We start from the raw sequence: 21,344 nt of genomic DNA, 5'->3' as shown, positions 1-21,344 counted from the left end.
GTCAGGTGAACTCTTCGTTCTCCGCGCCGATCCCGTCGGCATCCTCCTTCCCCCTACGGAAAGCGATCGGTGGAGAGCGCAGCCCTTGTCATCGTGCTGGTCATCGCCCTGGCACTGTTCTTCGATTTCACCAACGGCTTCCACGACACCGCGAACGCGATGGCCACGCCCATCGCCACGGGCGCGCTGAAGCCCAAGGTCGCGGTGCTCCTCGCCGCCAGCCTCAACCTCGTGGGCGCGTTCCTGTCGACGGAGGTCGCCAAGACGATCTCGGGCGGCATGATCCGCGAGGACCAGCTGAGCCCCGACATCTTCCCGCCGATCATCTTCGCCGGCCTCATCGGCGCGATCACCTGGAACATGCTCACGTGGCTGCTGGGGCTGCCCTCCAGCTCGTCGCACGCGTTGTTCGGCGGGCTCATCGGCGCAACCCTGGTGGGCGTCGGGGCATCGGCGATCGACACCGGTGTCGTGCTGAGCAAGGTCATCCTGCCGGCGCTGATCGCTCCGCTGACCGCCGGCATCATCGCCTTCACCGTCACGAAGATCGCCTACGGCATCACACGGCGGTACGACATGAAAGCCGACGGCCGCGACGGCTTCCGGTGGGGGCAGATCTTCACGTCCTCGCTCGTGGCCCTCGCCCACGGCACGAACGACGCGCAGAAGACGATGGGCGTCATCACGCTCGCCCTGATCACCGTCGGCTGGCAGTCGTCGTCCGAGACCGACCCGCAGCTGTGGGTGGTCTTCGCGTGCGCTCTCACGATCGCCCTCGGCACGTACATGGGCGGCTGGCGCATCATCCGCACGCTCGGCAAGGGACTGACCGACGTCAAGCCCGCGCAGGGCTTCTCGGCGGAGACCTCCACGGCCGCGACGATCCTGGCATCCAGCGCCCTCGGGTTCGCGCTGTCGACCACGCAGGTCGCGTCGGGATCGGTCATCGGCTCCGGACTCGGCCGTCGCGGATCGAAGGTGCGCTGGAACACGGTCGGCCGCATCATGGTCGGCTGGGTGCTCACGCTTCCCGCGGCCGGTGCCGTGGGGGCCGCTGCGGCGCTCATCGTGGTGTGGCTGGGCGGCTGGGGCGTGGCGGTCGACGCCGTGATCGCGGTCGTCATCATCCTCGGGCTCTTCCTGCGCTCGCGGCGTGACGAGGTCACCTCCGCCAACGCCATGAGCGAGGTCGCCGATTCGGGGGCGGCGGTGAAGGTGCCGCGCAAGCCGGGCCCCACCCGTCGCCAGCGCCGGCTCGAGCGCGCGCAGGCCGGAAGGGACGACCGCGCATGACCATCGACTGGGAAGCCTTCCTCCACGTCTTCGTGGCCGCGCTCCTGGGAGCCGCGGTCGTCGTGACGTTCTACGCGCTCGGATTGCGCCTGCTCGTCCGGGGCGGCCGTCCGCCGCTGGTCGCGCCGGCGGAGTTCACGGATGCCATCACGGTGCTCACCGACAAGCAGCGGCGCCGCGCCGAGAAGGCGGTGGCCAAGGCGGCCGCGCGCAACCCGCTGAGCGCGGGGCAGAAGAGGCTCGCGCTCGTCGGGGCGTACGTGTGCTTCGCGGTGTGCGCGGCGGCGGTGCTCGGCGCGCTGCTCCTGATCCTGTTCCACCACTGACCGCGGCGGTGTCGGCGCCCCCTCGTAGGCTGGGCTCATGGCATCGGTGCAGTTCGGTCAGCACGCGCCCGCGCGGCGTGTGATCCTCCACCTCAGTGACACACACCTGCTCGCCGGCGATCGGCTGTTGGGCGGTCGTTACGACGCCGGAGCGCACCTCCGCCGCACTCTCACGGCGGCCGAGGCGACGGGTGTGCGACCGGATGCCGTGGTGTTCACGGGCGATCTGACCGATCTCGGTGAACCCGACGCCTACCGTGCGCTCCGTGCCGAGGTCGAGCCCTGGGCGGAGCGTCTGGGCGCCCCGGTCGTGTGGGTCGCCGGCAATCACGACGAGCGTCCCGCCCTGCGTGCGGGTCTGCTCGACGCGGACCCCACCGAAGAACCCGTCACCGGAGTGTGGGACCTCGACGGCCTCCGCCTCATCGCGTTGGACTCGACCGTTCCGGGCTGGCACCACGGCGATCTCGATGCCGCTCAGCTGGAGTGGCTCCGCGCGGAGCTCGCCGAGCCGGCTCCGCTCGGGACGATCCTGGCGCTGCACCACCCGCCGCTGCCGACCCACATCCCGTTCTTCGACATCCTCGAGCTCCGAGACCAGTCGGGCCTGGCGGCGGCGATCGCCGGCAGCGACGTCCGCGCCATTCTCGCGGGACACCTGCACTACTCCACCTCCGGCACCTTCGCGGGCGTTCCCGTGAGCGTCTCCGCGGCGTCCTGCTACACGATGGACCTCGCCGCCCCGTCCGACGAGGTGAACGGCATGGATGCCGGGCAGTCCTTCCACCTGGTCCACGTCTGGGACGACACCATCACGCACGCCGTGGTGCCCGTGGTCGACGCGGAGTCGGCGGGCTACTTCACGCCGGAGTGGGTCGCAAGGATGGCCGACCTCTCGCCCGAGGGGCGGCTCGAGGCGTTCTCGCGCAAGCGCTGAACCCGGCCGAGCGGCACCGCTGTACGCGGGGGAGTGCGGGGGTCCAGCGACAGGCCGTGGTGTCCAGCGACTCGGCCGGTCGCGGTGGTTAGGCTCGGGGGATCCCTGACCGCCGTGACGACCCACGAGGACATCCCCCATGGCTTTGGACGCAATGACGCGCACCCGTACCGAGACCGATTCGCTCGGCTCCCTCGAGATCCCCGCCGATGCCTACTGGGGCATCCACACCGCGCGGGCTCTGGAGAACTTCCCCATCGCGAAGCGACCGATCTCGGTCTACCCCGACCTCGTCCGGGCCCTCGCGATGGTCAAGCAGGCCTCGGCGCGGGCGAACCGGCAGATCGGGGTGCTCGACCCGGCCAAGGCCGATCTCATCGACCGCGCCGCGCAGCGTGTCATCGACGGCGAGTTCCACGACGAGTTCGCCGTGGGAGTCATCCAGGGCGGCGCCGGCACCTCGACGAACATGAACGCCAACGAGGTGATCACCAACATCGCGCTCGAGATGGCCGGGCGCGAGAAGGGCGACTACGCCTTCCTGTCGCCGATCGACGACACCAACCGCAGCCAGTCCACGAACGACGTCTACCCGACCGCGGTGAAGATCGGCCTGTCGCTCACGCTCCGGAGCCTCCTGGAGGAGCTGGGGCTGCTGCGGCAGTCGTTCCTGGCGAAGGCCGAGGAGTTCCACGACGTCCTCAAGGTCGGGCGCACCCAGCTGCAGGATGCCGTGCCGATGACGCTCGGCCAGGAGTTCCACGGTTTCGCCACGACCCTGGGCGAGGACTACAACCGCCTGCAGGAGAACGCGTACCTCATGTTCGAGATCAACATGGGGGCGACCGCGATCGGCACGGGTATCACCGCCCATCCCGACTACGGCCCGTCGGTGCTGCGACACCTCCGGGAGATCACCGGACTCGACCTCGAGACGGCGACCGACCTCGTGGAGTCCACGAGCGACACCGGCGCCTTCATGTCCTTCTCGGCGTCCCTCAAGCGCAACGCGATCAAGCTCTCGAAGATCTGCAACGACCTGCGGCTGCTCTCCAGCGGACCTCAGGCCGGCTTCGGCGAGATCAACCTGCCGGCTCGCCAGGCGGGCTCGAGCATCATGCCCGGCAAGGTGAACCCCGTGATCCCCGAGGTCGTCAACCAGGTCGCCTTCTCGGTCGTGGGTGCCGACATGACGGTCACCATGGCGGTCGAGGGCGGTCAGCTGCAGCTCAACGCCTTCGAGCCCGTGATCGCCCACTCGATCTTCCAGTCGATCACCTGGATGCGTCAGGCGATGTGGACCCTGCGGGTGAACTGCGTCGACGGCATCACCGCCAACCGCGAGCGACTGGGTGCGATGGTCGGCTCGTCGGTCGGCGTCGTCACCGCCCTGACCCCGTTCATCGGCTACGCGGCGGCCGCGGCGCTCGCCAAGACCGCGCTCCTCACGCATCGCAACGTCGCCGACCTCGTCGTCGAGGCGGGACTCATGACGCGCGACGAAGTCATGAAGCAGATCTCGCCCGCGCGGCTGTCGGGTCTGCAGGCGATCACCGAGGCGATCCCGGTCATCCGCGCCGCGGACAGCGTCGTCGAGGAGTGACCCGCGCCTGACCCGGCCGGCGCCGGGCCGGCCCGCGCCCGCCCGCGCTGGCCCGGGCCCGCCCGCGCCCGCGAGACTGCATCCGCCTGACATCCCCACTGCACGCTGCAGTGGACTTGTCAGGCAGATGCAGTCTCGGTGCTGAAACGGGGATGCCACGCCCCGAGGCGCCGAGGCCGCGGCCACGTCGAGCTCAGTCGAGGATGCGGCAGTGCGTCGTGAGTTCGCCGATTCCGTCGATGCCGACGGTCACCGTCGACCGGTCGCGGAGGAAGATCTGCGGGTCGCGGGAGTAGCCGGCTCCGCCGGGGCTGCCGGTGGAGATCAGGGTGCCCGGCAGCAGGGTCGCCGACTCGGAGAGCTTGTGGATGAGCGTCGCCACGGACCGCACCATCTGGCCGGTCGATGCGTCCTGCACGGTGTGGCCGTCGACGACGGTCCAGATGTGGAGGTCCTGCGGGTCGGGGATCTCGTCGGCGGTCACGACGAACGGACCCGTCGGCGTGAAGCCGTCGAACGATTTGCACCGCGACCACTGCGCCTCCGAGAACTGGATGTTGCGCGCGGTGATGTCGTTGACCACCGTGTAGCCCCACACGTGATCGAGCGCGTCCGCCTCCGGGATGTCGCGGCCGGGCCGCCCGATGATCACCCCGAGCTCCGCTTCGTAGTCCACGGCCTCGCTGAGGGCCCGCGGCCACGAGGTCGTCTCGCGGTGCGCCGTGAGGGAGTTCGGCCACAGGACGAACACGGTGGGGCCCGCATCCGTCTTCAGGCCGAGCTCGCCCGAGTGCGCCGCGTAGTTGAGCCCGACGGCGAGAATCGTCGGGGGTGCGAGCACCGCCGATGCGAAGGGCACCCCCTCGAGCGGATGCCGGGGCGCCGACGGCGCGGCCTCGCGCACACGCGCCAGGAGGTCGTCGCCGCCGGCGATGAGCTGCTCGAGGGTCGTGGGAGCGTCGGCGAAGAACCCGTCGACGAACGCGAACTCCTCGCCGTGGACGCTGACGAGGCGAGGGGCATCGGCCGCCTCCGGGGAACGGACGTGGGCGAAACGCATGCCTCCACGCTACCGGGCCGGTCGCCGGGGAAGCCGTTTGCCGCCCCGGCAACCCGCGGGGGTGTGCGGATCCCCGCCCCTAGGCTGTGCGCATGAGCTACCCCTCGCCGCTGTGGCAGCCCGGGCCGGGCGAGCCCGCCCGCATCTCCGACGCCCCGCCGTCCGCCGTGCCGGCGGCGGGCGTCCCCGCGCGTCCACGGCGGGGCGGAGTGCTCCTGTGGATCGTCGCGGGGCTTCTCGTGCCGGTCCTGGGACTGCTCGTGCTGTACTTCCTGCGGTTCCTCGGGCCCGCGGCATCCATCGTCGGGATGATCCTCGCGGTGGTGCCATTCGTGATCGTGTGGTTCGCGGTGCGGCTCATCGATCGGTGGGAGCCCGAGCCGCGGCGGCTGCTCGCCTTCGCCGTGGCCTGGGGAGCGATCGCGTCGGTCGCGATCGCCCTCGGCGTGGACGCGCTCCTGGCGTTCCTCACGGGTGGGTGGGGCGATGCGTTCAGCTCGGTCGTGCAGGCTCCGATCGTCGAGGAGGTCGCCAAGGGCCTGGGTCTGCTCCTGCTGTACGTCGGCGCGCGTCGGTCGTTCGACGGGCCGGTGGACGGCATCGTCTACGGCGCCCTCATCGGCGCCGGGTTCGCGTTCACCGAGAACGTGCAGTACTTCGCGGTGAGCTTCATCGAGGGCGGTGCGGTGCAGGTCAGCGGGGTGTTCTTCCTCCGTGCGGTGCTCTCGCCGTTCGCGCACGTCATGTTCACCAGCCTCACCGGTTTCGCGTTCGGTCTGGCCGCCCGGCGGTCGCTCGGCACCGGGGCGGCGTTGCGGTACGCGCTGCCCGGCCTCGTCGGAGCGATCGTGCTCCACGCGCTGTGGAACGGTTCTGCGACCTTCTTCAACTTCTTCGAGCTCTACGCGACGCTGCAGGTGCCGCTGTTCGCGCTGTTCGTCCTCGGCATCCTCGCCCTGCGCCGGGAGGAGGCGCGACTGACGCGGGCACGGCTCGGCGAGTACGCCGCCGCGGGCTGGTTCACCGCGCAGGAGGTCGACATGCTCGCCACGGGCGCCGGACGCCGGTCGTCGGTGGCCTGGGCGCGAGGGCTGCCGGGCGACCGCTCGGCGGTGATGAAGAGCTTCATCCGGGATGCCACGGCGCTCGCCGCCGCGCGCCAGCGGGCCCTCTCCGGCCGCGACGCCACCGCGGCCGCACAGGAGCGTGCACTCCTCCAGCGCACCACCGCGGCGCGTGCCGCACTGCTGGCCCCCTGACACCGGGTCTTGACAGGCGCGGGGACCGGGAGCACCATCGGTGTAGGCCAACTCAGCGCCCGGGAGACACGCAGGCATCGCCGCGGCACCGGGCGCTGAGTCTTTGTCCAGGGGGTTCGCCGGTGCCCGCCGCGTGCTTGGATGGGTGTCATGACTGATCGCACCAAGCCGGAGTTCGACGCTCCCAGCGGCCCCGCCCCCTCCGACCTCGTCATCCGCGACATCATCGTCGGCGACGGCGATGAGGCCAAGCCCGGCGACACCGTCACCGTGCACTACGCCGGTGTCGAGTACGAGTCGGGTGAAGAGTTCGACTCGTCGTGGGGTCGTGGCGAGAGCATCCAGTTCCCGCTCCGCGGCCTGATCCAGGGCTGGCAGGACGGCATCCCGGGCATGAAGGTCGGCGGACGCCGCGAGCTCGTGATCCCGCCGCACCTGGCGTACGGACCCGCCGGCGGCCACTTCCTCGGCGGCAAGACCCTCATCTTCATCATCGACCTGCTCAAGGTGGGCTGACCCGGCGTTTCACCGCCTGTTCACGCACCCGAGGGAGCTCCGGCCCCTCGGGTTCGTGTTTTTCGGGAATCGTGGAATACATTCGGATGAATGCGAGTTGGACCCCGGCAGGACGCCGTACCGGCTCCCCAGACCTCAAGGAGTGACATGACCGACACGACCACGCTCGAGATCCCCGGCTACAAGCAGGGCACCTGGGTGCTCGACCCCTCGCACAGCGAGGTGACGTTCACCGTCCGCCACATGATGATCTCCAAGGTGCGCGGTACCTTCGGCATGAAGAGCGCGACGCTCGTCGCCCCCGAGAACCCGTTCGAGGCCACCGTCGAGGCTTCCGTCGACGTCACGTCCGTCGACACGAAGGACGAGGGACGCGACCAGCACCTGCGTTCGGCCGAGTTCTTCGACACCGAGACCTACCCGACGATGGACTTCCGGTCGACCGGTGTCCGTGTCGAGAACGGCGACTTCCTCGTCGACGGCGAGCTCACCATCCGCGGCGTCAGCAAGCCCGCCACCTTCTCGATCGACTTCGGCGGGTTCGGTACCGACCCGTGGGGCAACTACAAGGCCGGCGCGACCGCCAAGACGGTCATCAACCGTGAGGAGTACGGCCTCACCTGGAACGCCGCGCTCGAGACCGGCGGCGTGCTCGTCGGCAAGGACGTCACCATCGAGCTCGACCTGCAGTTCGCTCTCCAGGCCTGATCGACCGACTCTGCAACGACGGAGGTCCCGGATGCCACGGCATCCGGGACCTCCGTCGTTGCGGGTCGGAGGATCAGGCGCGGATGCGGCGCCCGAGACGCACCCGCTCCTGCACGAGAAGGATGCCGAGGAAGACGACGACCGCGCCGGCGGGCTCGTTCCACGTGATCTTCTCGCCGAGCACGGCGATGCCCAGAGCGACGCCGACGACCGGGGTGATGTAGGTCACGGTCGAGGCGCGCGTGGGTCCCCACGCGCGCAGCGTGTTCTGGTTCCACACGTACGCCAGCCCCGTGCCGAGCACGCCGAGTGCGACGATGCTCGCGACGACGGCGGGGGTCGGGTTCATGGGCTCCGCGAGGATCAGCGGCGACAGCAGCAGCATGAGCAGCGCCGCCGGGCCGATGTACCCGAAGGCGAACGCGATGCCCGAGAGTCCTGCGTCCCCCAGGAAACTGCGCATGTACGCGAGGCTGAAGCCGTAGCACGCGGTCGCGCCGAGGAGCGCGAGTTGCGCGACGGTGCTGCCCCCGACGTCGGTGAGGGCGCCCGGGGCGATGATGACGACGACCCCGGCGATGCCGACCGCGATGCCGATCAGCTGTCCCGCGCGCAGTCGCTCGACGCGGAACACGGCCCACGCCATGATCGCCGTCATGATCGGGGTCGTGGCGTTGAAGATGCTCGCCAGCCCCGACGACACGTGCTGCTCCGCCCAGGCGAACAGCAGGAACGGGACCACGCAGAACGTCACGCCGAGGACGCACAGGTGCGCCCAGATCCGGGGGCTCCGCGGGAGCCGTTCCCGTCGCACGGCGACCACGGCCGCCAGAGCGAGCGCGCCGAACAGGAGCCGCCCGCCGGCGACCTGCGCGGGTGTCATACCGGTGAGGGCGACCGCGATGAAGAGGAAGCTCGACCCCCACACGGTGCCGGTCAGGACGAACTGCACCGTGACCGAGACGGGGGAGGGGGAGGAAGTGGATGCCACATCCCGACCCTAGGCCGGAGGTCGGACACGCGCGCGGGTCGGCGGGTGAGACGTCCGTAATCCGCCGCTGGTTGACGCTAGGGCACCGGGTTCAGGGCGTCGTAGTCGCGGAACCGTGGCGAGAAGCGCACGAGCACACCGACGAGGGCCAGGATCAGGATGCCGCCGAACAGCGGCGGCACCCACAGCGCCGTGAGGGTCGCGAGCGTCCCGGCGTAGAGCGCGCCGACGCGGGGGCCGCCGGCCACCACGACGATGAAGATGCCCTGGAGGCGCCCGCGCATGGCATCCGGAACCGCCGCCTGCATCATCGTCGAGCGGTAGATCGCACTGACGTTGTCGGAGGCGCCGGAGACCGCCAGGACGATCGCCGCCATCACGATCAGCACGACCGCGCCGGAGTCCTCGCCGGTGTCCGCCGGGCGCATCCACCCGAGCGTGGCGGCCAGCAGGATGACGCCGAACGCCCCGATCGACAGGCCGTAGACCTGGATCGCCCGCTCGATCCCGAGCCCCTGCCGCCGGACACGGCCGACGGGGCCCGAGAACAGGCTCGACAGGAACGCCCCGGCCGCGATGGCGGCGGTGAGGATGCCGGTCGTGATCGCGCCGCCGCCGAGCAGCACGGCACCGATCGCGGGGAACAGGGCGATCGGCTGGCCGAACGTCATCGCGGTGATGTCCAGCAGATACTGCAGGCGGATGTTCGGCGCGCGGCGGAGGAAGCGCACACCGTCGCGGAACGATTCCAGCCCGGGTCGGACGATCTCGCCCTCTGGTTGCAGGCGCGGCAGCGACCAGAGGCCCAGGAACAGCGACGTCATGAGCAGCACGTCGAGCGAGTAGGTCCACGCGTAGCCCGCGAATGCGACGAGGACGCCCGCGAGCGCGGGTCCGGCCATCACCATGATCCCGACCGTGACTCCCTGCAGCGCGGCCGCGGCGGGCAGGAGATCGCGGGGGAGGAGACGCGGGGTGATCGCCGAGCGGGTGGCCATGACGATCGAATTCGCGGCCGAGTTGACGACGCTCAGGACGAAGAGGGATGCCACGTTCTCCATCCCCGTCCAGGCCAGGGCCGCGAGCAGCGCGGTGGACACGAACGTCACGGAGGCGGCGATCAGCGCGACGGTGCGGCGGTCGAAGGCATCCGCGAGCATGCCGCCGTAGAGCCCCGCGAGGACCATCGGGACCAGGCCCGCGACGGCGATCATCGACACCGCGAACGTGCTCTGCGTCAGCTCGAACACGTGCAGCATGACCGCGACGACGGTGAGCTGACCGCCCATGCCCGAGAGCGTCGACCCGATCCACAGGCGGGCGAACGCAGGAGAGGTGGTGAGGGGGCGCAGGTCGATCAGCGCGCTGCCCCGGCTCACTCCCCGACCTCGACGCGCTTGACGCGGGCGGTGTGGCCGCGCACGATCTCGACGTCGCGCGGGGCGACGCCGAAATGGTCGGCCAGCGCCCGGACGACGCCCGCGTTCGCCGCGCCGTCGGCGGCGCGTTCGCGCACGTGGACGACGAGGCCGTCGGGTCCGTCCTCGACGAGGGGGCCGCGCCGGCTGCCGGGCTTCACGCGGACGGTGATCTGCACCCGACGAGGCTACGGCACGGGCGCTCGCCGGGGTTCGTGGGCGGGTGGGTGGCGGCATCCGGATGCTGGTAGACTCATGCGGTTGCCGTTCGATCGGCCGCGGATAAAGAGAGCCCACGCATCAGGCGTCGGGCGCCGCGCAACGAAGAGGAAGGGGATCACCTATGGCACTGGAAGCAGACGTCAAGAAGGCGATCATCGAAGAGTACGCGACGCACCCCGGTGACACCGGATCCCCCGAGGTGCAGGTCGCGATGATGACGCAGCGCATCAAGGACCTCACCGAGCACCTCAAGATCCACAAGCACGACCACCACTCGCGCCGTGGACTCTTCCTGCTCGTCGGTCAGCGCCGTCGCCTGCTGGGTTACCTGCAGGATGTCGACATCAACCGTTACCGCTCGCTCATCGAGCGTCTCGGTCTGCGTCGCTAATCGCACCAGCGTTCAATCGCGCAAAACATTCTTGGAAGGCCGCCCCACGGTGTGGGGCGGCCTTCGTCATTCCCCGCGGCGTTGGCGCTACCGCGCCGGGCGTGGCGCTGGGCGCCACGTGGCGTGGGGGCGTGGCGTTGCGGCGCCGGGGGTGCGGCGTGGGGGCGTGGCGTTGCGACGCCGCGTCGTGGCATCCACCGATAAACGCGATCCGCGGCGAGAAACAAGACGTCGGCGCGTTTCTCGCCGTGGATAGCGTTTATCGCGGAGGTAGCGGCATTGGGGTGACCGGACCGGGGGCGGGGTGCGGCGCGGGGGCGCGCAGGGCGTGGCGCGCGGGACGTGGCGCCGGGTGCGACGCAGGGCGCCACGTCGCGCGGGATGTGGCGTGGGGGTGTGGCATCCACCGATAAACGCGATCCACGGCGAGAAACAAGACGTCGGCGCGTTTCTCGTCGTGGATAGCGTTTATCGCGTGCTGCGTGCTGCGTGCTGCGTGCTGCGTGCTGCGACCGAGGGTGAGGGGCCGCAGCGGTGGCGGGTGCGGTGGACGCGCCGGTCAGGATGCCGCGCGGGCGGCGACCAGATCGGGATGCCAGCGCTCGGCGACGTCGGGATGGGCGCGCAGGCGCGACTTGAGGGCGTTCTCGCCGTACGTGGCGTGGATCGGGTTCGTGGGGTCCTGGGAGACGCCGCGGGCTTCGGCCGCGAACTCCGCGGGCAGGTCGATGATCGGGAGCACCGCATCGAGTGCGGGGTTGAAGAAGAACGGCACCGAGATGCGCTCGTCGGGGAACCTCGGCGAGATGACGCGGTGGTTCGTCGCCGTGAGATACCCCTGGGTGGCGTACTCGAGCAGCTCGCCGATGTTCACGACGAAGGCGCCGGGAACCGGCGGCGCGTCGACCCACTCGCCGTCGCGGAGCACCTGCAGCCCGCCCTTGCCCGGCTCGACCCACAGCAGAGTGAGGACTCCGGAGTCCTTATGGGCGCCCACGCCCTGTTGGGGCGTCGGGTCGTCCTTGCCGGGGTACCGCACGATCTTGATGAGCGTCTGCGGGTCGCCGAAGTGGCGGTCGAAGTACTCCTCCTCGGCGCCGAGGGAGAGCGCCCACGCGCGCAGGAGCTTGCGCGCGATGCCGGTGAGGTGGTCGTGCCACTCGCCCACGACGTCCTTGAGCTCGGGCTGGGCCGCCGGCCACAGGTTGGGTCCGACGAGCCGGTTGTAGCCGGGGCCGTCGGGGTCAGTGATGGCCTCGCGCTCGGGTCCGATGTCGATCTGCTCGCGCCAGTCGACGCGACCCTGCGTCAGCTCGCCACCGACCCGCGTGTACCCGCGGAAGTGGGGGCTCGTGACGTTCTCGATCGCCAGTTTGTCCGCCTCCGGCAGGGCGAAGAAGTCTTTCGCCGCGCGGAGGAGGCGAGCCTCCAGGTCGGGGCTGATCCCGGTGCCGGTGAGGTAGAAGAAGCCCACATCTCGGGTGGCGGTGCGCAGTTCGTCGCGGAATCGGGCGGCGGACTCCGGCCCCTGGTCGAGGAGCGAGAGGTCGAGGATCGGGAGGTTCAGCTCGGACATGAACAGAGGCTAAGTCGGGTCTGCGGCGCGACGGCGAATGTTGCCGACGGTTACCGGCGTGTGGGCGGTGTCGGTGTGCGGATGCGGTGCGAGGCGGTCGCGGCGTCTGAATCGCGGCGGATTCACCCGGTCAGGCGGCTGTTTCACGCGTCGAAGAAAATGTGACGCCGTAACCCCGGGGGGGTGTTGGATGCCGCGAACCCCGCCGATCGGCGGGGGTGTCCCGCCGCCTGGTGGGGTGCGAGAAGGCCGCCGTATTGCGTAATGTGTCTGAGTCAGGTGAGGCTGCCCTTACCTACCCGCACCGCCGCGGTCCTCCCCGAATCCCGAAAGTCGGTGTCCGCCCGTGCTCGCGTCCTTCTTCGCTCCGTTCCTCATCGGACTGCGTGAGGGGCTGGAGGCTGCGCTCGTCGTCGGCATCCTCGTCGCCTACCTCACCAAGCTCGGACGCCGTGACGCCCTGCCGCGCCTCTGGGTCGGCGTGGGGCTCGCCATCGCCCTGGCGGTCGCGATCGGTGCCGTGTTCACTTTCGGCGCCTACGCGCTGACGTTCGAGGCGCAGGAGCTGATCGGTGGCGGGCTCTCGCTGCTGGCCGTGGCGATGGTCACCTGGATGATCTTCTGGATGCAGAAGGCCGGCCGTTCACTCAAGGCGGGTCTCGAGGGCGGAATCGACCGGGCGCTCCGCGGCGGGGTCTGGGCGCTCGTCGCCATCGGCTTCGTCTCGGTGGCTCGCGAAGGCGTGGAGACGACCCTGCTGCTGTGGTCGATGGTGCAGGGCTTCGGCGACAAGCCCGTCGCCCTGATCGGGGCGCTCGTGGGACTTGTGACCGCCGCCGTGCTCGGATGGCTGATCGCGCGCGGCATGCTGCGCCTGAACCTCGGACGCTTCTTCACCTGGACCGGCGGGTTCCTCATCATCGTCGCGGCGGGGGTGCTCGCGTACGCGTTCCACGATCTGCAGGAGGCGGGTGCGCTTCCCGGCCCCTTCGGCGCCGGCGCCCCGATCGATCCGTCCACCGGTGCCGTCGCCGTCGGCTGGGTGGGCTTCCCCTTCGGCTGGGCGTTCGACGTCTCCGGCGCCCTCGCGCCCGACAGCACCCTCGCGGTGCTGCTGCAGGCGACGGTCGGATTCATGCCCCAGATGACCTGGCTGCAGGTCATCGCGTGGGTCGTCTACGTCGCCGTCGTCGTCCCCCTGTTCGTCCGCGGTGTCCGGGCGGGCCGCCGCCCCACCGCGGTTCCGCCCGCCGGTGCACCCGCGCCCGCCGCGACCCCGACTCCGGATGCCGCGCCCGCCGTGGCATCCGCCGCCCATCCGAACGGAGCATCATGAACCCGACTCGCCTCCTCGCGGCCACGGCCGCGGCCGGCGCGGCCGTCCTCGTCCTCTCCGGTTGCGTCGCCAAGACCGACGCCGCCGCCACCGGTGCCCTCACCGTCACGTCGACGGCCGACGGCTGCGACGTCTCCGCGGCGACCGCGACGAGCGGCACGCTCGCGTTCGACGTGGTGAACAAGGGCGATCAGACCACCGAGTTCTATCTGCTCGCCTCCGACGGTCTGCGCATCGTCGGTGAGGTCGAGAACGTCGCCCCCGGCGCCTCGCGGAGCCTGACCGTGACGGCGCAGCCGGGCGACTACTTCACGCTGTGCAAGCCCGGCATGGTGGGCGACGGAGTGGGCAAGGCCGCGTTCACGGTCACCGGCGACGCGGTCGCCGTCGACGGCGCGGATGCCGAACAGAAGCAGCAGGCGATCGACCTGTACGCCGCGTTCGTCAAGGATCAGGTCGGTCAGCTTCTGCCCGCCGTGCAGGCTTTCGCCGCGGTATACGAGTCCGGCGATGACGCAGCGGCGCAGCAGCAGTACCCGCGTGTCCGCGCGTTCTACGAGCGCATCGAACCGATCGCCGAGGCGCTCGGCGATCTCGATCCGCGCATCGACTACCGCGAGGTCGACGCGGTGGCCGAGGGCCTGACGTGGACCGGTTTCCACCGGATCGAGAAGGACCTGTGGGTCCCCGCGCAGGACGCGCTCAACGCCGACGGCGAGACCCCCGCGTGGAAGGACTGGGCGCCGTCGACGCCCGCCGAGCGTGCGACGTACGGCCAGACCCTGATCAAGGACACGCAGGAGCTGTACGACTACGTCCACTCCGACGCGTTCGAGCAGGCGCTCACCGACCAGGGCGTCGCCGGGATCTCCAACGGTGCCATCGCGCTCCTCGACGAGGTCGCCACCGGAAAGATCAGCGGTGAAGAGGACTGGTGGTCGCACACCGATCTGTACGACTTCGCCGCGAACGTCGAGGGCTCGAAGATGGCCTTCTCGCTCGTGCGCGATTTCGCCGAGTCCAAGGGGGACAAGGGTGCGTCCCTCGTCACGCGGATCGACACCGGGTACGCCGATCTCGAGGCTGCGCTGGCGGCCTACGGCTCGGCGGACGCGGGCTTCGCGCCGTACACGCAGCTCACGGACGAGGACAAGCGCCAGCTGACCGACCTCATCAACGCCCTCGCCGAGCCGCTCTCGCAGCTCACCGTGACCGTCCTGGAGTGACGATGGGGCAGGAGCAGACCGAGATGGATGCCATGGGCGCGGCCGACGGCTCCGTACCCGGCGGCGTCTCCCGTCGCGACCTGATCGGCCTCGCGATCGGCGCGAGCGCCACGAGTCTCGTCGTCGGCGCGGGTGCGGGACTCGTCGGCGGTGCGGCCTACGGCCAGACGCAGGCGCGGCAGGCCATGGATGCCGTGGCCCCGGCATCCGGCGTCCATCAAGCGGGGATCACCACCCCGGTGCAGGAGCATCTGCACTTCGCGGCCTACGACATGATGGCCCGGACCACGCGTGACGACCTCGCGTCGCTGCTCGCGGACTGGACCTATGCGGCCACGCGGATGATGCAGGGCCTCGAGGTGAGCGCGACGGGTGCGGTCGGCGGCTCGCCCGAGGCGCCGCCGGACGACACCGGCGAGGCTCTCGGCCTCCCGGCCAGCAACCTGACGATCACGTTCGGGTTCGGTCCCTCGCTGTTCGACGACCGTTTCGGTCTCGCCGCGCAGCGTCCCGCCGGACTCGAGCGGCTGCCCGCGTTCCTCGGCGACGACCTCGACCCGGAGCGTTCCGACGGGGATCTCTGCATCCAGGCGTGCGCCGACGACCCGCAGGTCGCCGTGCACGCGATCCGCAACCTCAGCCGCATCGCCTTCGGGCGCGCGAGCATCCGCTGGTCTCAGCTGGGGTTCGGCCGCACCTCCAAGACCACGAGCGACCAGTCCACCCCCCGCAATCTCTTCGGATACAAGGACGGCACCGCGAACATCCTCGCGAACGACGCGGCGGCTCTGGAAGAGAACGTGTGGGTCCCGGCATCCGAGGGCCCCGCGTGGCTCGCGGGCGGGTCGTACCTCGTCGCGCGCCGTATCGCGATGCTCATCGAGACGTGGGACCGCACCCGGCTCGCCGAGCAGGACCGGGTGGTGGGGCGCGACAAGGCGCAGGGCGCGCCGCTCTCGGGCGGCGATGAGTTCTCGGCGCCGGACTTCGCCGCGACGGATGCCGCGGGCAAGCCCCGCATCGACGCGCGCAGCCACGTGCGCCTGGCGCACCCCGACATGAACAACGGCATCCGGATCCTGCGTCGCGGCTACAACTTCGTCGACGGCACCACCGATCTCGGACGGCTGAACGCGGGCCTGTTCTTCCTGTCGTTCCAGCGCAGCCCCGACCGCTACATCACCCTCCAGCGGGCGCTCGCGACCGACGCCATGGGGGAGTACCTGAAGCACGTCGGCTCGGGCCTGTGGGCGGTGCCCCCGGCTCCGGCGGCGGGTGCGTCGATCGGTGCGGGGCTGCTCGGTTCCTGAGCCGCGCCGCGGCGCGTCCCGTCCCCACCCCGCCCGGCGTCCCCCTCCCCAATCCCGCGATAAACGCTTCTCGCGGCGAGACACGGTCCCTCCCGGCGTGTCTCGTCGCGCGGAGCGTTTCTCGGCGTGCGTGGAACGATCGGCGCCCCGGGAATAGATCTCGCGGTCCTGCGTTTCACGATGTATATTCAGATGCATACAAAAAGGAGGGGCATCGTGAACGAGACGAACAACTGGCCCGGGATGCAGTTCGGTGTCATGACGGTGAGCGACATCACCCAGGACCCGACCACGGGCAAGACCCCGAGCGAGGCCCAGCGCATCAAGGACACGCTCACGATCGCGAAGCACACCGAAGAGGTGGGTCTGGACGTCTTCGCCCTGGGTGAGCACCACAACCCGCCGTTCTGGTCGTCGTCGCCGACCACGACGCTCGCCTACATCGCGGCCCAGACCGAGCGCCTGATCCTCACGACCTCCACGACCCTCATCACCACGAACGACCCGGTGAAGATCGCCGAAGACTTCGCGATGCTGCAGCACGTGTCGGGCGGACGCGCCGACCTCATGCTCGGCCGTGGCAACACCGGCCCGGTGTACCCCTGGTTCGGCAAGGACATCCGTCAGGGCCTGCCGCTGACCATCGAGAACTACGACCTGCTCCACAAGCTGTGGCGCGAGGACGTCGTCGACTGGGAGGGCAAGTTCCGCACCCCGCTGCAGGGCTTCACCTCGACCCCGCGTCCGCTGGACGGCGTTCCCCCGTTCGTCTGGCACGGCTCGATCCGCACGCCCGAGATCGCCGAGCAGGCCGCCTTCTACGGCAACGGCTTCTTCGCCAACAACATCTTCTGGCCCAAGGAGCACTACCAGCGCCTGATCATGCTGTACCGCGAGCGCTTCGCCCACTACGGACACGGCACGCCCCAGCAGGCGATCGTCGGCCTCGGCGGCCAGGTGTTCATGCGGTCCAACTCGCAGGATGCCGTGAACGAGTTCCGTCCCTACTTCGACAACGCCCCGGTCTACGGTCACGGCCCGAGCCTCGAGGACTTCAGCGAGATGACCCCGCTGACCGTCGGCTCGCCGCAGCAGATCATCGACCGGTACGCCGCGATGCGCGAGACGTTCGGCGACTACCAGCGTCAGCTGTTCCTCATCGACCACGCGGGACTCCCGACCAAGACGGTGCTCGAGCAGCTCGACATCCTCGGTGGCGAGGTGGTGCCCGTGCTCCGCAAGGAGCTGCAGAAGAACCGTCCCGCCGAGGTGCCCGACGCGCCCACGCACGCCAACCTGGTCGAGAAGATCTACGCGGGTGCCGCTCCGCGCCAGGCCGTGCCCGGTGCGAACCGCGGTGACAACATGGTCGCCGGCAGCCCCTACCAGGACGCCCCGGCCAACGCCGGCAGCTCGTTCGGTGCCGCCGCCACGCGAGTGGGGGCCTGACATGACCGCCCGCCGTATCGCGGTCGTGACCGCGGGGCTGTCCACGCCGTCCTCGACGCGCATGCTCGGTGACCGGCTTGCCCACGCGGCGCTCGCCGAGCTCCGCGCGCGGGGGATCGACGCCACGAGCGACGTGTTCGAGCTGCGCGATTTCGCGCACGACCTGACCGACAACCTGCTGACGGGGTTCGCCCCGCCCGCGCTCGAGCAGATGATCAACTCCGTGGTCTCGGCCGACGGCCTGATCGTCGTGACGCCGATCTTCTCGACGAGCTACTCGGGACTGTTCAAGTCGTTCATCGACGTGCTCGACCCGCAGGCCCTGAGCGGCACGCCGGTCCTCCTCGGGGCGAACGCGGGCACCGCCCGTCACTCCCTCGCGATCGACTACGCGATCCGTCCGCTGTTCACCTACTTGCACGCCAACCCGGTTCCGACCGGTGTGTTCGCGGCATCCAGCGACTGGGGATCCAACGCCGACGAGGTCGCCCCGCTCGGCGCCCGCGTCGACCGGGCCGCGCGCGAGTTCGCCGATGCGATCGCCGCGCGGGAGCCCGTGCAGGATGCCGACCCCTTCGATCCCGCGTCGTACCTCGGCGCCGGGAAGTCCTTCGGTCACCTCCTCGGCGGTCTCGCCGGCGAGTGACCCGTCTCGAAGCCCCGCTCCCCTCCGGGAGGGCGGGGCTTCGTGCTGCGCGGGCGCGGTGGCGGATCCTCGGTGATCCGCCCACCCTCAGCCCGATTCCGCGCTGTGGCGCTCACTTCGCGCGGATCGCTGAGGTTGTGCAGGCAAGCGGGGCCGACGTCGCGCCGATCGGCGACGTCGCGCGGCGGCCCTAGGGTGAGGGCATGGATGCCGAGCAGTGGGACGAGCGCTATCGCGCCTCCGCCGGAGGGGTGTGGGCGAGCGAGCCGCCCGCCCTCGTGCGGGAGATCGCGGGCGCTCTGACGCCCGGCACGGCGATCGACGTGGCCACCGGCGACGGGCGGACGGCGCTGTGGCTCGCCGCACGCGGCTGGGACGTCACCGGTATCGACTTCTCGGCCGAGGCCCTGGCGATCGCGGCGGCCCGCTCCGGCGGCGACGCGGTGTCGTGGGCGCGGGCCGACGTCCACGTGTGGGAGCCGGTGGCATCCGTCGATCTCGTGGTGTCCTGCTACCTGCACCTCGCCGACAACACCGCCGCGATCGCCCGCATCGCCGAGTGGGTGGTGGTCGACGGGACGCTCGTCGTCGTCGGGCACGACGTCGAGAACATCGCCGCCGGGGGCCACGGACCGGCCGACCCGGCGATCCTCTACACGCCGGAACTGCTGCGCGGCGCCCTCGACGACCGGTTCCGCATCGAGCGCTGTGAGCGTGTCGTCCGCGGCACCGGTGACGCGGAGCTGCGCGGCGGACATACGCACGCCGCGATCGACACGCTGCTGCACGCGGTGCGGGTGCGCTGAGGCCCCGGCGGGTCAGAGCACGATGTCGTCCGCGTCGCGCAGCTCGCGGGCGCCCGCCGGTCGCACGCCCCGTCGCGCGAGCACATCGGCACCGGCGAGTTCACCGACGTCGACCTGCGCCTCCGCCGCGATGTCGCGGATCGGCACCTGGAACGTGCGGAACGCGCCGAGCGGCGGCACCCGCAGCCCCTGCCGTGTGTCGACGAGCGCCGTCTGGTCGAGCACGAACCCCGCGGCGGAGAGGCCCGCGTCCGAGCGCCAGGCCGCGATCTTCCAGAACCGCAGCGGCACGCGGATTCCGCGGTAGGGCGGATCGTCGGGATCGAGCACCGGTGCGGTGAACACCGCGAGCCGCTCGTCGGTGCTCTCGGCGTAGGCGAGGACGTGATCCTCCAGCCCCAGCCACAGCTCCTTGGACTGGTTGAAACCGGCGGCTTGCGGCGCGGCGTTGGGGTAGAAGAACGTCGCGGCCGTGGCATCCCGAGCCTCCGCCGGAGTGCCCCACCCGGGGTCGCGTCGGCGCACCAGGTGCCCGCGGTCGAGGTCGTTGTCGGCGTACACCGCCGGACCGGCCTGGGCCTCGACGGGAACCCGCGGGTCGAGGCGCCACTCGCCCGAGCGCGGGAGGTCCTGCACGGTGGACCCGTCGATCACGACGCCCGTGACCGCGGCGAACCGCCGCACCGGGTCGAGCAGGACGGAGAACCGCGGGTAGTCGAGCCGGATCGTCGGGGCGGCGGGCGAGGGGAGGGGCAGGGGGATGCCGAGGAAGTCGGGGTCGAAACCGTCGCTCATCGCCCCATCGTGCCCGGGCCCTCCGACATCGCGACAGACTGGGGCCATGGAACGGTGGGTGAAGACCCGGGACGACGCCCCCGCCGGGTTCTTCGCGGCGGAGGCGGCGGGACTGGCGTGGCTCGCCGACGCGCACGGCGTCCGCACCGCCGGGGTGTTCGAGAACGCGCCGACGCACATCGTCCTCGAGCGCGTGACGACCGTGCGCCCGACCCCGGTCGCCGCGGAGGATTTCGGTGCCGCGCTCGCCGCGACCCACGACGCCGGTGCCCCCGCCTTCGGCGCACCGCCGCCCGGATGGGCGGGCGACATCTTCATCGGTCGTCGGACGCAGCCGGCGCGTCCCGAGCCGACGTGGGGCGCCTTCTACGCCGCACAGCGCGTCGAGCCGTTCCTCGACCCGGCCGTCGCGGCGGGGAATCTCTCGGCATCCGGGGCCGAGATCGTCCGGCGGGCGTGCGCGCTCATCGCGCGCGGAGCCTTCGACGACGATGACGCCCCGGCGCGTCTGCACGGCGACCTGTGGTCCGGCAACGTCCTGTGGTCGGCCGCGGGCGTCGTGCTCATCGACCCCGCGGCGCACGGCGGCCACCGGGAGACCGACCTCGCGATGCTGGCCCTCTTCGGCTGCCCGTTCCTCGACCGGATCCTCGCGGCGTACGACCTTCGGCATCCGCTCCGTCCGGGCTGGCGCGAGCGCGTAGCCGTGCATCAGCTGCATCCCCTCGCGGTGCACGCGGCGGGACACGGCCCGGCCTACGGAGACGAACTCGTGGATGCCGCGGAGCGAACGCTCGCGCTCGTCTGAGGCCGCGGGCTACGCCGCCAGGTCGCGCGCCGCCCGACGTCGCGCCCGCCGGGCGAGCACGAGGTCGATCCCCACCCCGATCCCCACCGCGACCACGATCGACACGATCACCGCGACCACCGGTCCGCCCGGGACGAGCGCGGCGACCACCGCCCCGATCACCGCCTGGTAGGCGGCCCACGCCATCGCGGCGACCGCCGCGACCCCGAGGTACCGCGCCGGATTCACCCGTGCCGCCCCCGCCGCGAGGTTGACCGCGAGTCGGGCGAACGGGACGAAGCGCGCCGTGAACAGCACCACCGCGGCGTTGCGCTCGAGGCGGGCGCGTGCCCACTCCAGCGCCGAACGCACGCGCGGTCCGCGCATCCACGCCCAGCGGTCCACCCCGACGGCGCGCCCCACGAAGTAGCAGCACAGATCGCCGCAGAAGGCCGCCGCCCCCGCGACGAGGATGACAGCGAAGAGCGGGGGAGTGCCGTGGGCGACGGCCAGCGCGCCGAACGCCGTGACGGCCGCCTCGCCCGGGATGACGACGAGGAAGGCATCCGCGAACACGAGCGCGGCCATCGCGGGCAGCGCCCACGGGCTCGCCGCGATCAGTCCGAGCCACGCATCGATCCCGTCCATCACGTCACTCTCCGTCGCGGATCGAGACGGGATGCCGACCG

The 21,344-nt window shown here is 70.8% G+C and carries 22 protein-coding genes; 15 read left to right on the top strand and 7 right to left on the bottom strand.

Annotated features, from left to right (window positions below; all coding sequences use genetic code 11):
* Positions 1 to 69: 69 nt before the first annotated feature.
* The 4 genes from BW982_RS04665 to BW982_RS04650 all read left to right on the top strand — a co-directional run bounded on the left by BW982_RS04665 (position 70) and on the right by BW982_RS04650 (position 4,159).
* On the top strand, positions 70 to 1,293 hold the full coding sequence (locus BW982_RS04665; RefSeq protein ID WP_076490872.1) for an inorganic phosphate transporter: 1,224 nt from the start codon (positions 70 to 72) through the stop codon (positions 1,291 to 1,293).
* On the top strand, positions 1,290 to 1,619 hold the full coding sequence (locus tag BW982_RS04660; protein ID WP_076490871.1) for a peptidase: 330 nt from the start codon (positions 1,290 to 1,292) through the stop codon (positions 1,617 to 1,619). The genes BW982_RS04665 and BW982_RS04660 overlap by 4 nt, the downstream gene beginning before the upstream one ends.
* Positions 1,620 to 1,656: 37 nt before the next feature.
* A complete protein-coding gene (locus BW982_RS04655; protein WP_076490870.1) occupies positions 1,657 to 2,556 on the top strand; it encodes a phosphodiesterase in 900 nt (299 codons plus the stop codon).
* 139 nt (positions 2,557 to 2,695) lie between these two features.
* Entirely contained in the window at positions 2,696 to 4,159 is a 1,464-nt protein-coding gene (locus BW982_RS04650; RefSeq protein ID WP_076490869.1) for an aspartate ammonia-lyase, read from the top strand.
* 193 nt (positions 4,160 to 4,352) lie between these two features.
* On the opposite strand, the gene BW982_RS04645 is transcribed toward BW982_RS04650, so the two are convergent.
* Entirely contained in the window at positions 4,353 to 5,219 is an 867-nt protein-coding gene (locus BW982_RS04645; RefSeq protein WP_076490868.1) for a fumarylacetoacetate hydrolase family protein, read from the bottom strand.
* Between the two features lie 92 nt (positions 5,220 to 5,311).
* Between BW982_RS04645 and BW982_RS04640 the strand changes: the two genes are divergently transcribed.
* From BW982_RS04640 to BW982_RS04630, 3 genes are all read left to right on the top strand, one after another.
* The gene (locus BW982_RS04640; RefSeq protein ID WP_076490867.1) at positions 5,312 to 6,478 is read left to right on the top strand and encodes a PrsW family intramembrane metalloprotease; all 1,167 of its coding nucleotides are present in this window, start codon (positions 5,312 to 5,314) and stop codon (positions 6,476 to 6,478) included.
* Positions 6,479 to 6,628: 150 nt separating this feature from the next.
* Complete coding sequence (locus BW982_RS04635) at positions 6,629 to 6,994, top strand: FKBP-type peptidyl-prolyl cis-trans isomerase (protein ID WP_013583439.1); 366 nt, start codon at positions 6,629 to 6,631, stop codon at positions 6,992 to 6,994.
* 147 nt (positions 6,995 to 7,141) lie between these two features.
* A complete protein-coding gene (locus BW982_RS04630; protein ID WP_076490866.1) occupies positions 7,142 to 7,702 on the top strand; it encodes a YceI family protein in 561 nt (186 codons plus the stop codon).
* Between the two features lie 73 nt (positions 7,703 to 7,775).
* Here the strand turns inward: BW982_RS04630 and BW982_RS04625 are convergent, their stop codons facing one another.
* The 3 genes from BW982_RS04625 to BW982_RS04615 form a co-directional block, all read right to left on the bottom strand.
* Entirely contained in the window at positions 7,776 to 8,693 is a 918-nt protein-coding gene (locus BW982_RS04625) for a DMT family transporter (RefSeq protein ID WP_076490865.1), read from the bottom strand.
* A 77-nt stretch (positions 8,694 to 8,770) separates the two neighbouring features.
* The gene (locus BW982_RS04620) at positions 8,771 to 10,072 is read right to left on the bottom strand and encodes an MFS transporter (RefSeq protein ID WP_076490864.1); all 1,302 of its coding nucleotides are present in this window, start codon (positions 10,070 to 10,072) and stop codon (positions 8,771 to 8,773) included.
* The gene (locus tag BW982_RS04615) at positions 10,069 to 10,290 is read right to left on the bottom strand and encodes a DUF167 domain-containing protein (RefSeq protein ID WP_076490863.1); all 222 of its coding nucleotides are present in this window, start codon (positions 10,288 to 10,290) and stop codon (positions 10,069 to 10,071) included. The genes BW982_RS04620 and BW982_RS04615 overlap by 4 nt, the downstream gene beginning before the upstream one ends.
* A 164-nt stretch (positions 10,291 to 10,454) precedes the next feature.
* Here BW982_RS04615 and rpsO point away from each other — a divergent pair, with 164 nt between their 5' ends.
* Complete coding sequence (rpsO, locus tag BW982_RS04610; protein ID WP_013583433.1) at positions 10,455 to 10,724, top strand: 30S ribosomal protein S15; 270 nt, start codon at positions 10,455 to 10,457, stop codon at positions 10,722 to 10,724.
* A 559-nt stretch (positions 10,725 to 11,283) separates the two neighbouring features.
* On the opposite strand, the gene BW982_RS04605 is transcribed toward rpsO, so the two are convergent.
* Positions 11,284 to 12,300, bottom strand: a complete 1,017-nt coding sequence (locus BW982_RS04605) for an isopenicillin N synthase family dioxygenase (RefSeq protein ID WP_076490862.1) — start codon at positions 12,298 to 12,300, stop codon at positions 11,284 to 11,286.
* A gap of 346 nt (positions 12,301 to 12,646) precedes the next feature.
* On the opposite strand from BW982_RS04605, the gene efeU reads away from it, so the two are divergent.
* From efeU to BW982_RS04575, 6 genes are all read left to right on the top strand, one after another.
* Positions 12,647 to 13,636 carry an iron uptake transporter permease EfeU gene (gene efeU / locus BW982_RS04600; RefSeq protein ID WP_076490861.1) on the top strand — a complete coding sequence of 330 codons (990 nt, stop codon included), beginning with the start codon at positions 12,647 to 12,649 and terminating at the stop codon, positions 13,634 to 13,636.
* Positions 13,633 to 14,862, top strand: coding sequence for an iron uptake system protein EfeO (efeO, locus tag BW982_RS04595; RefSeq protein WP_076490860.1), 1,230 nt, complete (start codon positions 13,633 to 13,635; stop codon positions 14,860 to 14,862). The genes efeU and efeO overlap by 4 nt, the downstream gene beginning before the upstream one ends.
* 2 nt (positions 14,863 to 14,864) lie before the next feature.
* Complete coding sequence (efeB, locus tag BW982_RS04590; RefSeq protein WP_083696505.1) at positions 14,865 to 16,172, top strand: iron uptake transporter deferrochelatase/peroxidase subunit; 1,308 nt, start codon at positions 14,865 to 14,867, stop codon at positions 16,170 to 16,172.
* A 243-nt stretch (positions 16,173 to 16,415) separates the two neighbouring features.
* Positions 16,416 to 17,621 (top strand): LLM class flavin-dependent oxidoreductase, encoded by a 1,206-nt coding sequence (locus tag BW982_RS04585; RefSeq protein WP_139327369.1) that lies wholly within the window; start codon positions 16,416 to 16,418, stop codon positions 17,619 to 17,621.
* A 1-nt stretch (position 17,622) separates the two neighbouring features.
* Positions 17,623 to 18,267 (top strand): CE1759 family FMN reductase, encoded by a 645-nt coding sequence (locus BW982_RS04580; RefSeq protein ID WP_076490858.1) that lies wholly within the window; start codon positions 17,623 to 17,625, stop codon positions 18,265 to 18,267.
* A gap of 203 nt (positions 18,268 to 18,470) precedes the next feature.
* Positions 18,471 to 19,073: a class I SAM-dependent methyltransferase gene (locus tag BW982_RS04575; RefSeq protein ID WP_076490857.1), complete on the top strand. Its 603-nt coding sequence runs from the start codon at positions 18,471 to 18,473 to the stop codon at positions 19,071 to 19,073.
* 12 nt (positions 19,074 to 19,085) lie between these two features.
* Here BW982_RS04575 and BW982_RS04570 read toward each other — a convergent pair whose 3' ends face one another.
* Positions 19,086 to 19,868 carry a DNA/RNA non-specific endonuclease gene (locus tag BW982_RS04570; RefSeq protein WP_076490856.1) on the bottom strand — a complete coding sequence of 261 codons (783 nt, stop codon included), beginning with the start codon at positions 19,866 to 19,868 and terminating at the stop codon, positions 19,086 to 19,088.
* Positions 19,869 to 19,914: 46 nt separating this feature from the next.
* Between BW982_RS04570 and BW982_RS04565 the strand changes: the two genes are divergently transcribed.
* Positions 19,915 to 20,676: a fructosamine kinase family protein gene (locus BW982_RS04565; protein WP_076490855.1), complete on the top strand. Its 762-nt coding sequence runs from the start codon at positions 19,915 to 19,917 to the stop codon at positions 20,674 to 20,676.
* A gap of 9 nt (positions 20,677 to 20,685) precedes the next feature.
* On the opposite strand, the gene BW982_RS04560 is transcribed toward BW982_RS04565, so the two are convergent.
* Positions 20,686 to 21,303, bottom strand: a complete 618-nt coding sequence (locus BW982_RS04560) for a DedA family protein (RefSeq protein WP_076491864.1) — start codon at positions 21,301 to 21,303, stop codon at positions 20,686 to 20,688.
* Between the last annotated feature and the right edge of the window lie 41 nt (positions 21,304 to 21,344).

The sequence above is a fragment of the Microbacterium sp. RURRCA19A genome (assembly GCF_900156455.1).
GTDB lineage: Bacteria > Actinomycetota > Actinomycetes > Actinomycetales > Microbacteriaceae > Microbacterium.
Note: the sequence above shows the minus strand (reverse complement) of the source record. Positions and strands in the feature narration are given on the sequence as shown.

Excerpts from the sequence above, each read along its gene's own strand:
- BW982_RS04660 (WP_076490871.1), top strand. The coding sequence starts at position 1,290 with ATGACCATCGACTGGGAAGCCTTCCTCCACGTCTTCGTGGCCGCGCTC.
- BW982_RS04655 (WP_076490870.1), top strand. The coding sequence starts at position 1,657 with ATGGCATCGGTGCAGTTCGGTCAGCACGCGCCCGCGCGGCGTGTGATC.
- BW982_RS04650 (WP_076490869.1), top strand. The coding sequence starts at position 2,696 with ATGGCTTTGGACGCAATGACGCGCACCCGTACCGAGACCGATTCGCTC.
- BW982_RS04645 (WP_076490868.1), bottom strand. The coding sequence starts at position 5,219 with ATGCGTTTCGCCCACGTCCGTTCCCCGGAGGCGGCCGATGCCCCTCGC.
- BW982_RS04640 (WP_076490867.1), top strand. The coding sequence starts at position 5,312 with ATGAGCTACCCCTCGCCGCTGTGGCAGCCCGGGCCGGGCGAGCCCGCC.
- BW982_RS04635 (WP_013583439.1), top strand. The coding sequence starts at position 6,629 with ATGACTGATCGCACCAAGCCGGAGTTCGACGCTCCCAGCGGCCCCGCC.
- BW982_RS04630 (WP_076490866.1), top strand. The coding sequence starts at position 7,142 with ATGACCGACACGACCACGCTCGAGATCCCCGGCTACAAGCAGGGCACC.
- rpsO (WP_013583433.1), top strand. The coding sequence starts at position 10,455 with ATGGCACTGGAAGCAGACGTCAAGAAGGCGATCATCGAAGAGTACGCG.
- BW982_RS04605 (WP_076490862.1), bottom strand. The coding sequence starts at position 12,300 with ATGTCCGAGCTGAACCTCCCGATCCTCGACCTCTCGCTCCTCGACCAG.
- efeO (WP_076490860.1), top strand. The coding sequence starts at position 13,633 with ATGAACCCGACTCGCCTCCTCGCGGCCACGGCCGCGGCCGGCGCGGCC.
- efeB (WP_083696505.1), top strand. The coding sequence starts at position 14,865 with ATGGGGCAGGAGCAGACCGAGATGGATGCCATGGGCGCGGCCGACGGC.
- BW982_RS04585 (WP_139327369.1), top strand. The coding sequence starts at position 16,416 with ATGCAGTTCGGTGTCATGACGGTGAGCGACATCACCCAGGACCCGACC.
- BW982_RS04580 (WP_076490858.1), top strand. The coding sequence starts at position 17,623 with ATGACCGCCCGCCGTATCGCGGTCGTGACCGCGGGGCTGTCCACGCCG.
- BW982_RS04575 (WP_076490857.1), top strand. The coding sequence starts at position 18,471 with ATGGATGCCGAGCAGTGGGACGAGCGCTATCGCGCCTCCGCCGGAGGG.
- BW982_RS04570 (WP_076490856.1), bottom strand. The coding sequence starts at position 19,868 with ATGAGCGACGGTTTCGACCCCGACTTCCTCGGCATCCCCCTGCCCCTC.
- BW982_RS04565 (WP_076490855.1), top strand. The coding sequence starts at position 19,915 with ATGGAACGGTGGGTGAAGACCCGGGACGACGCCCCCGCCGGGTTCTTC.
- BW982_RS04560 (WP_076491864.1), bottom strand. The coding sequence starts at position 21,303 with ATGGACGGGATCGATGCGTGGCTCGGACTGATCGCGGCGAGCCCGTGG.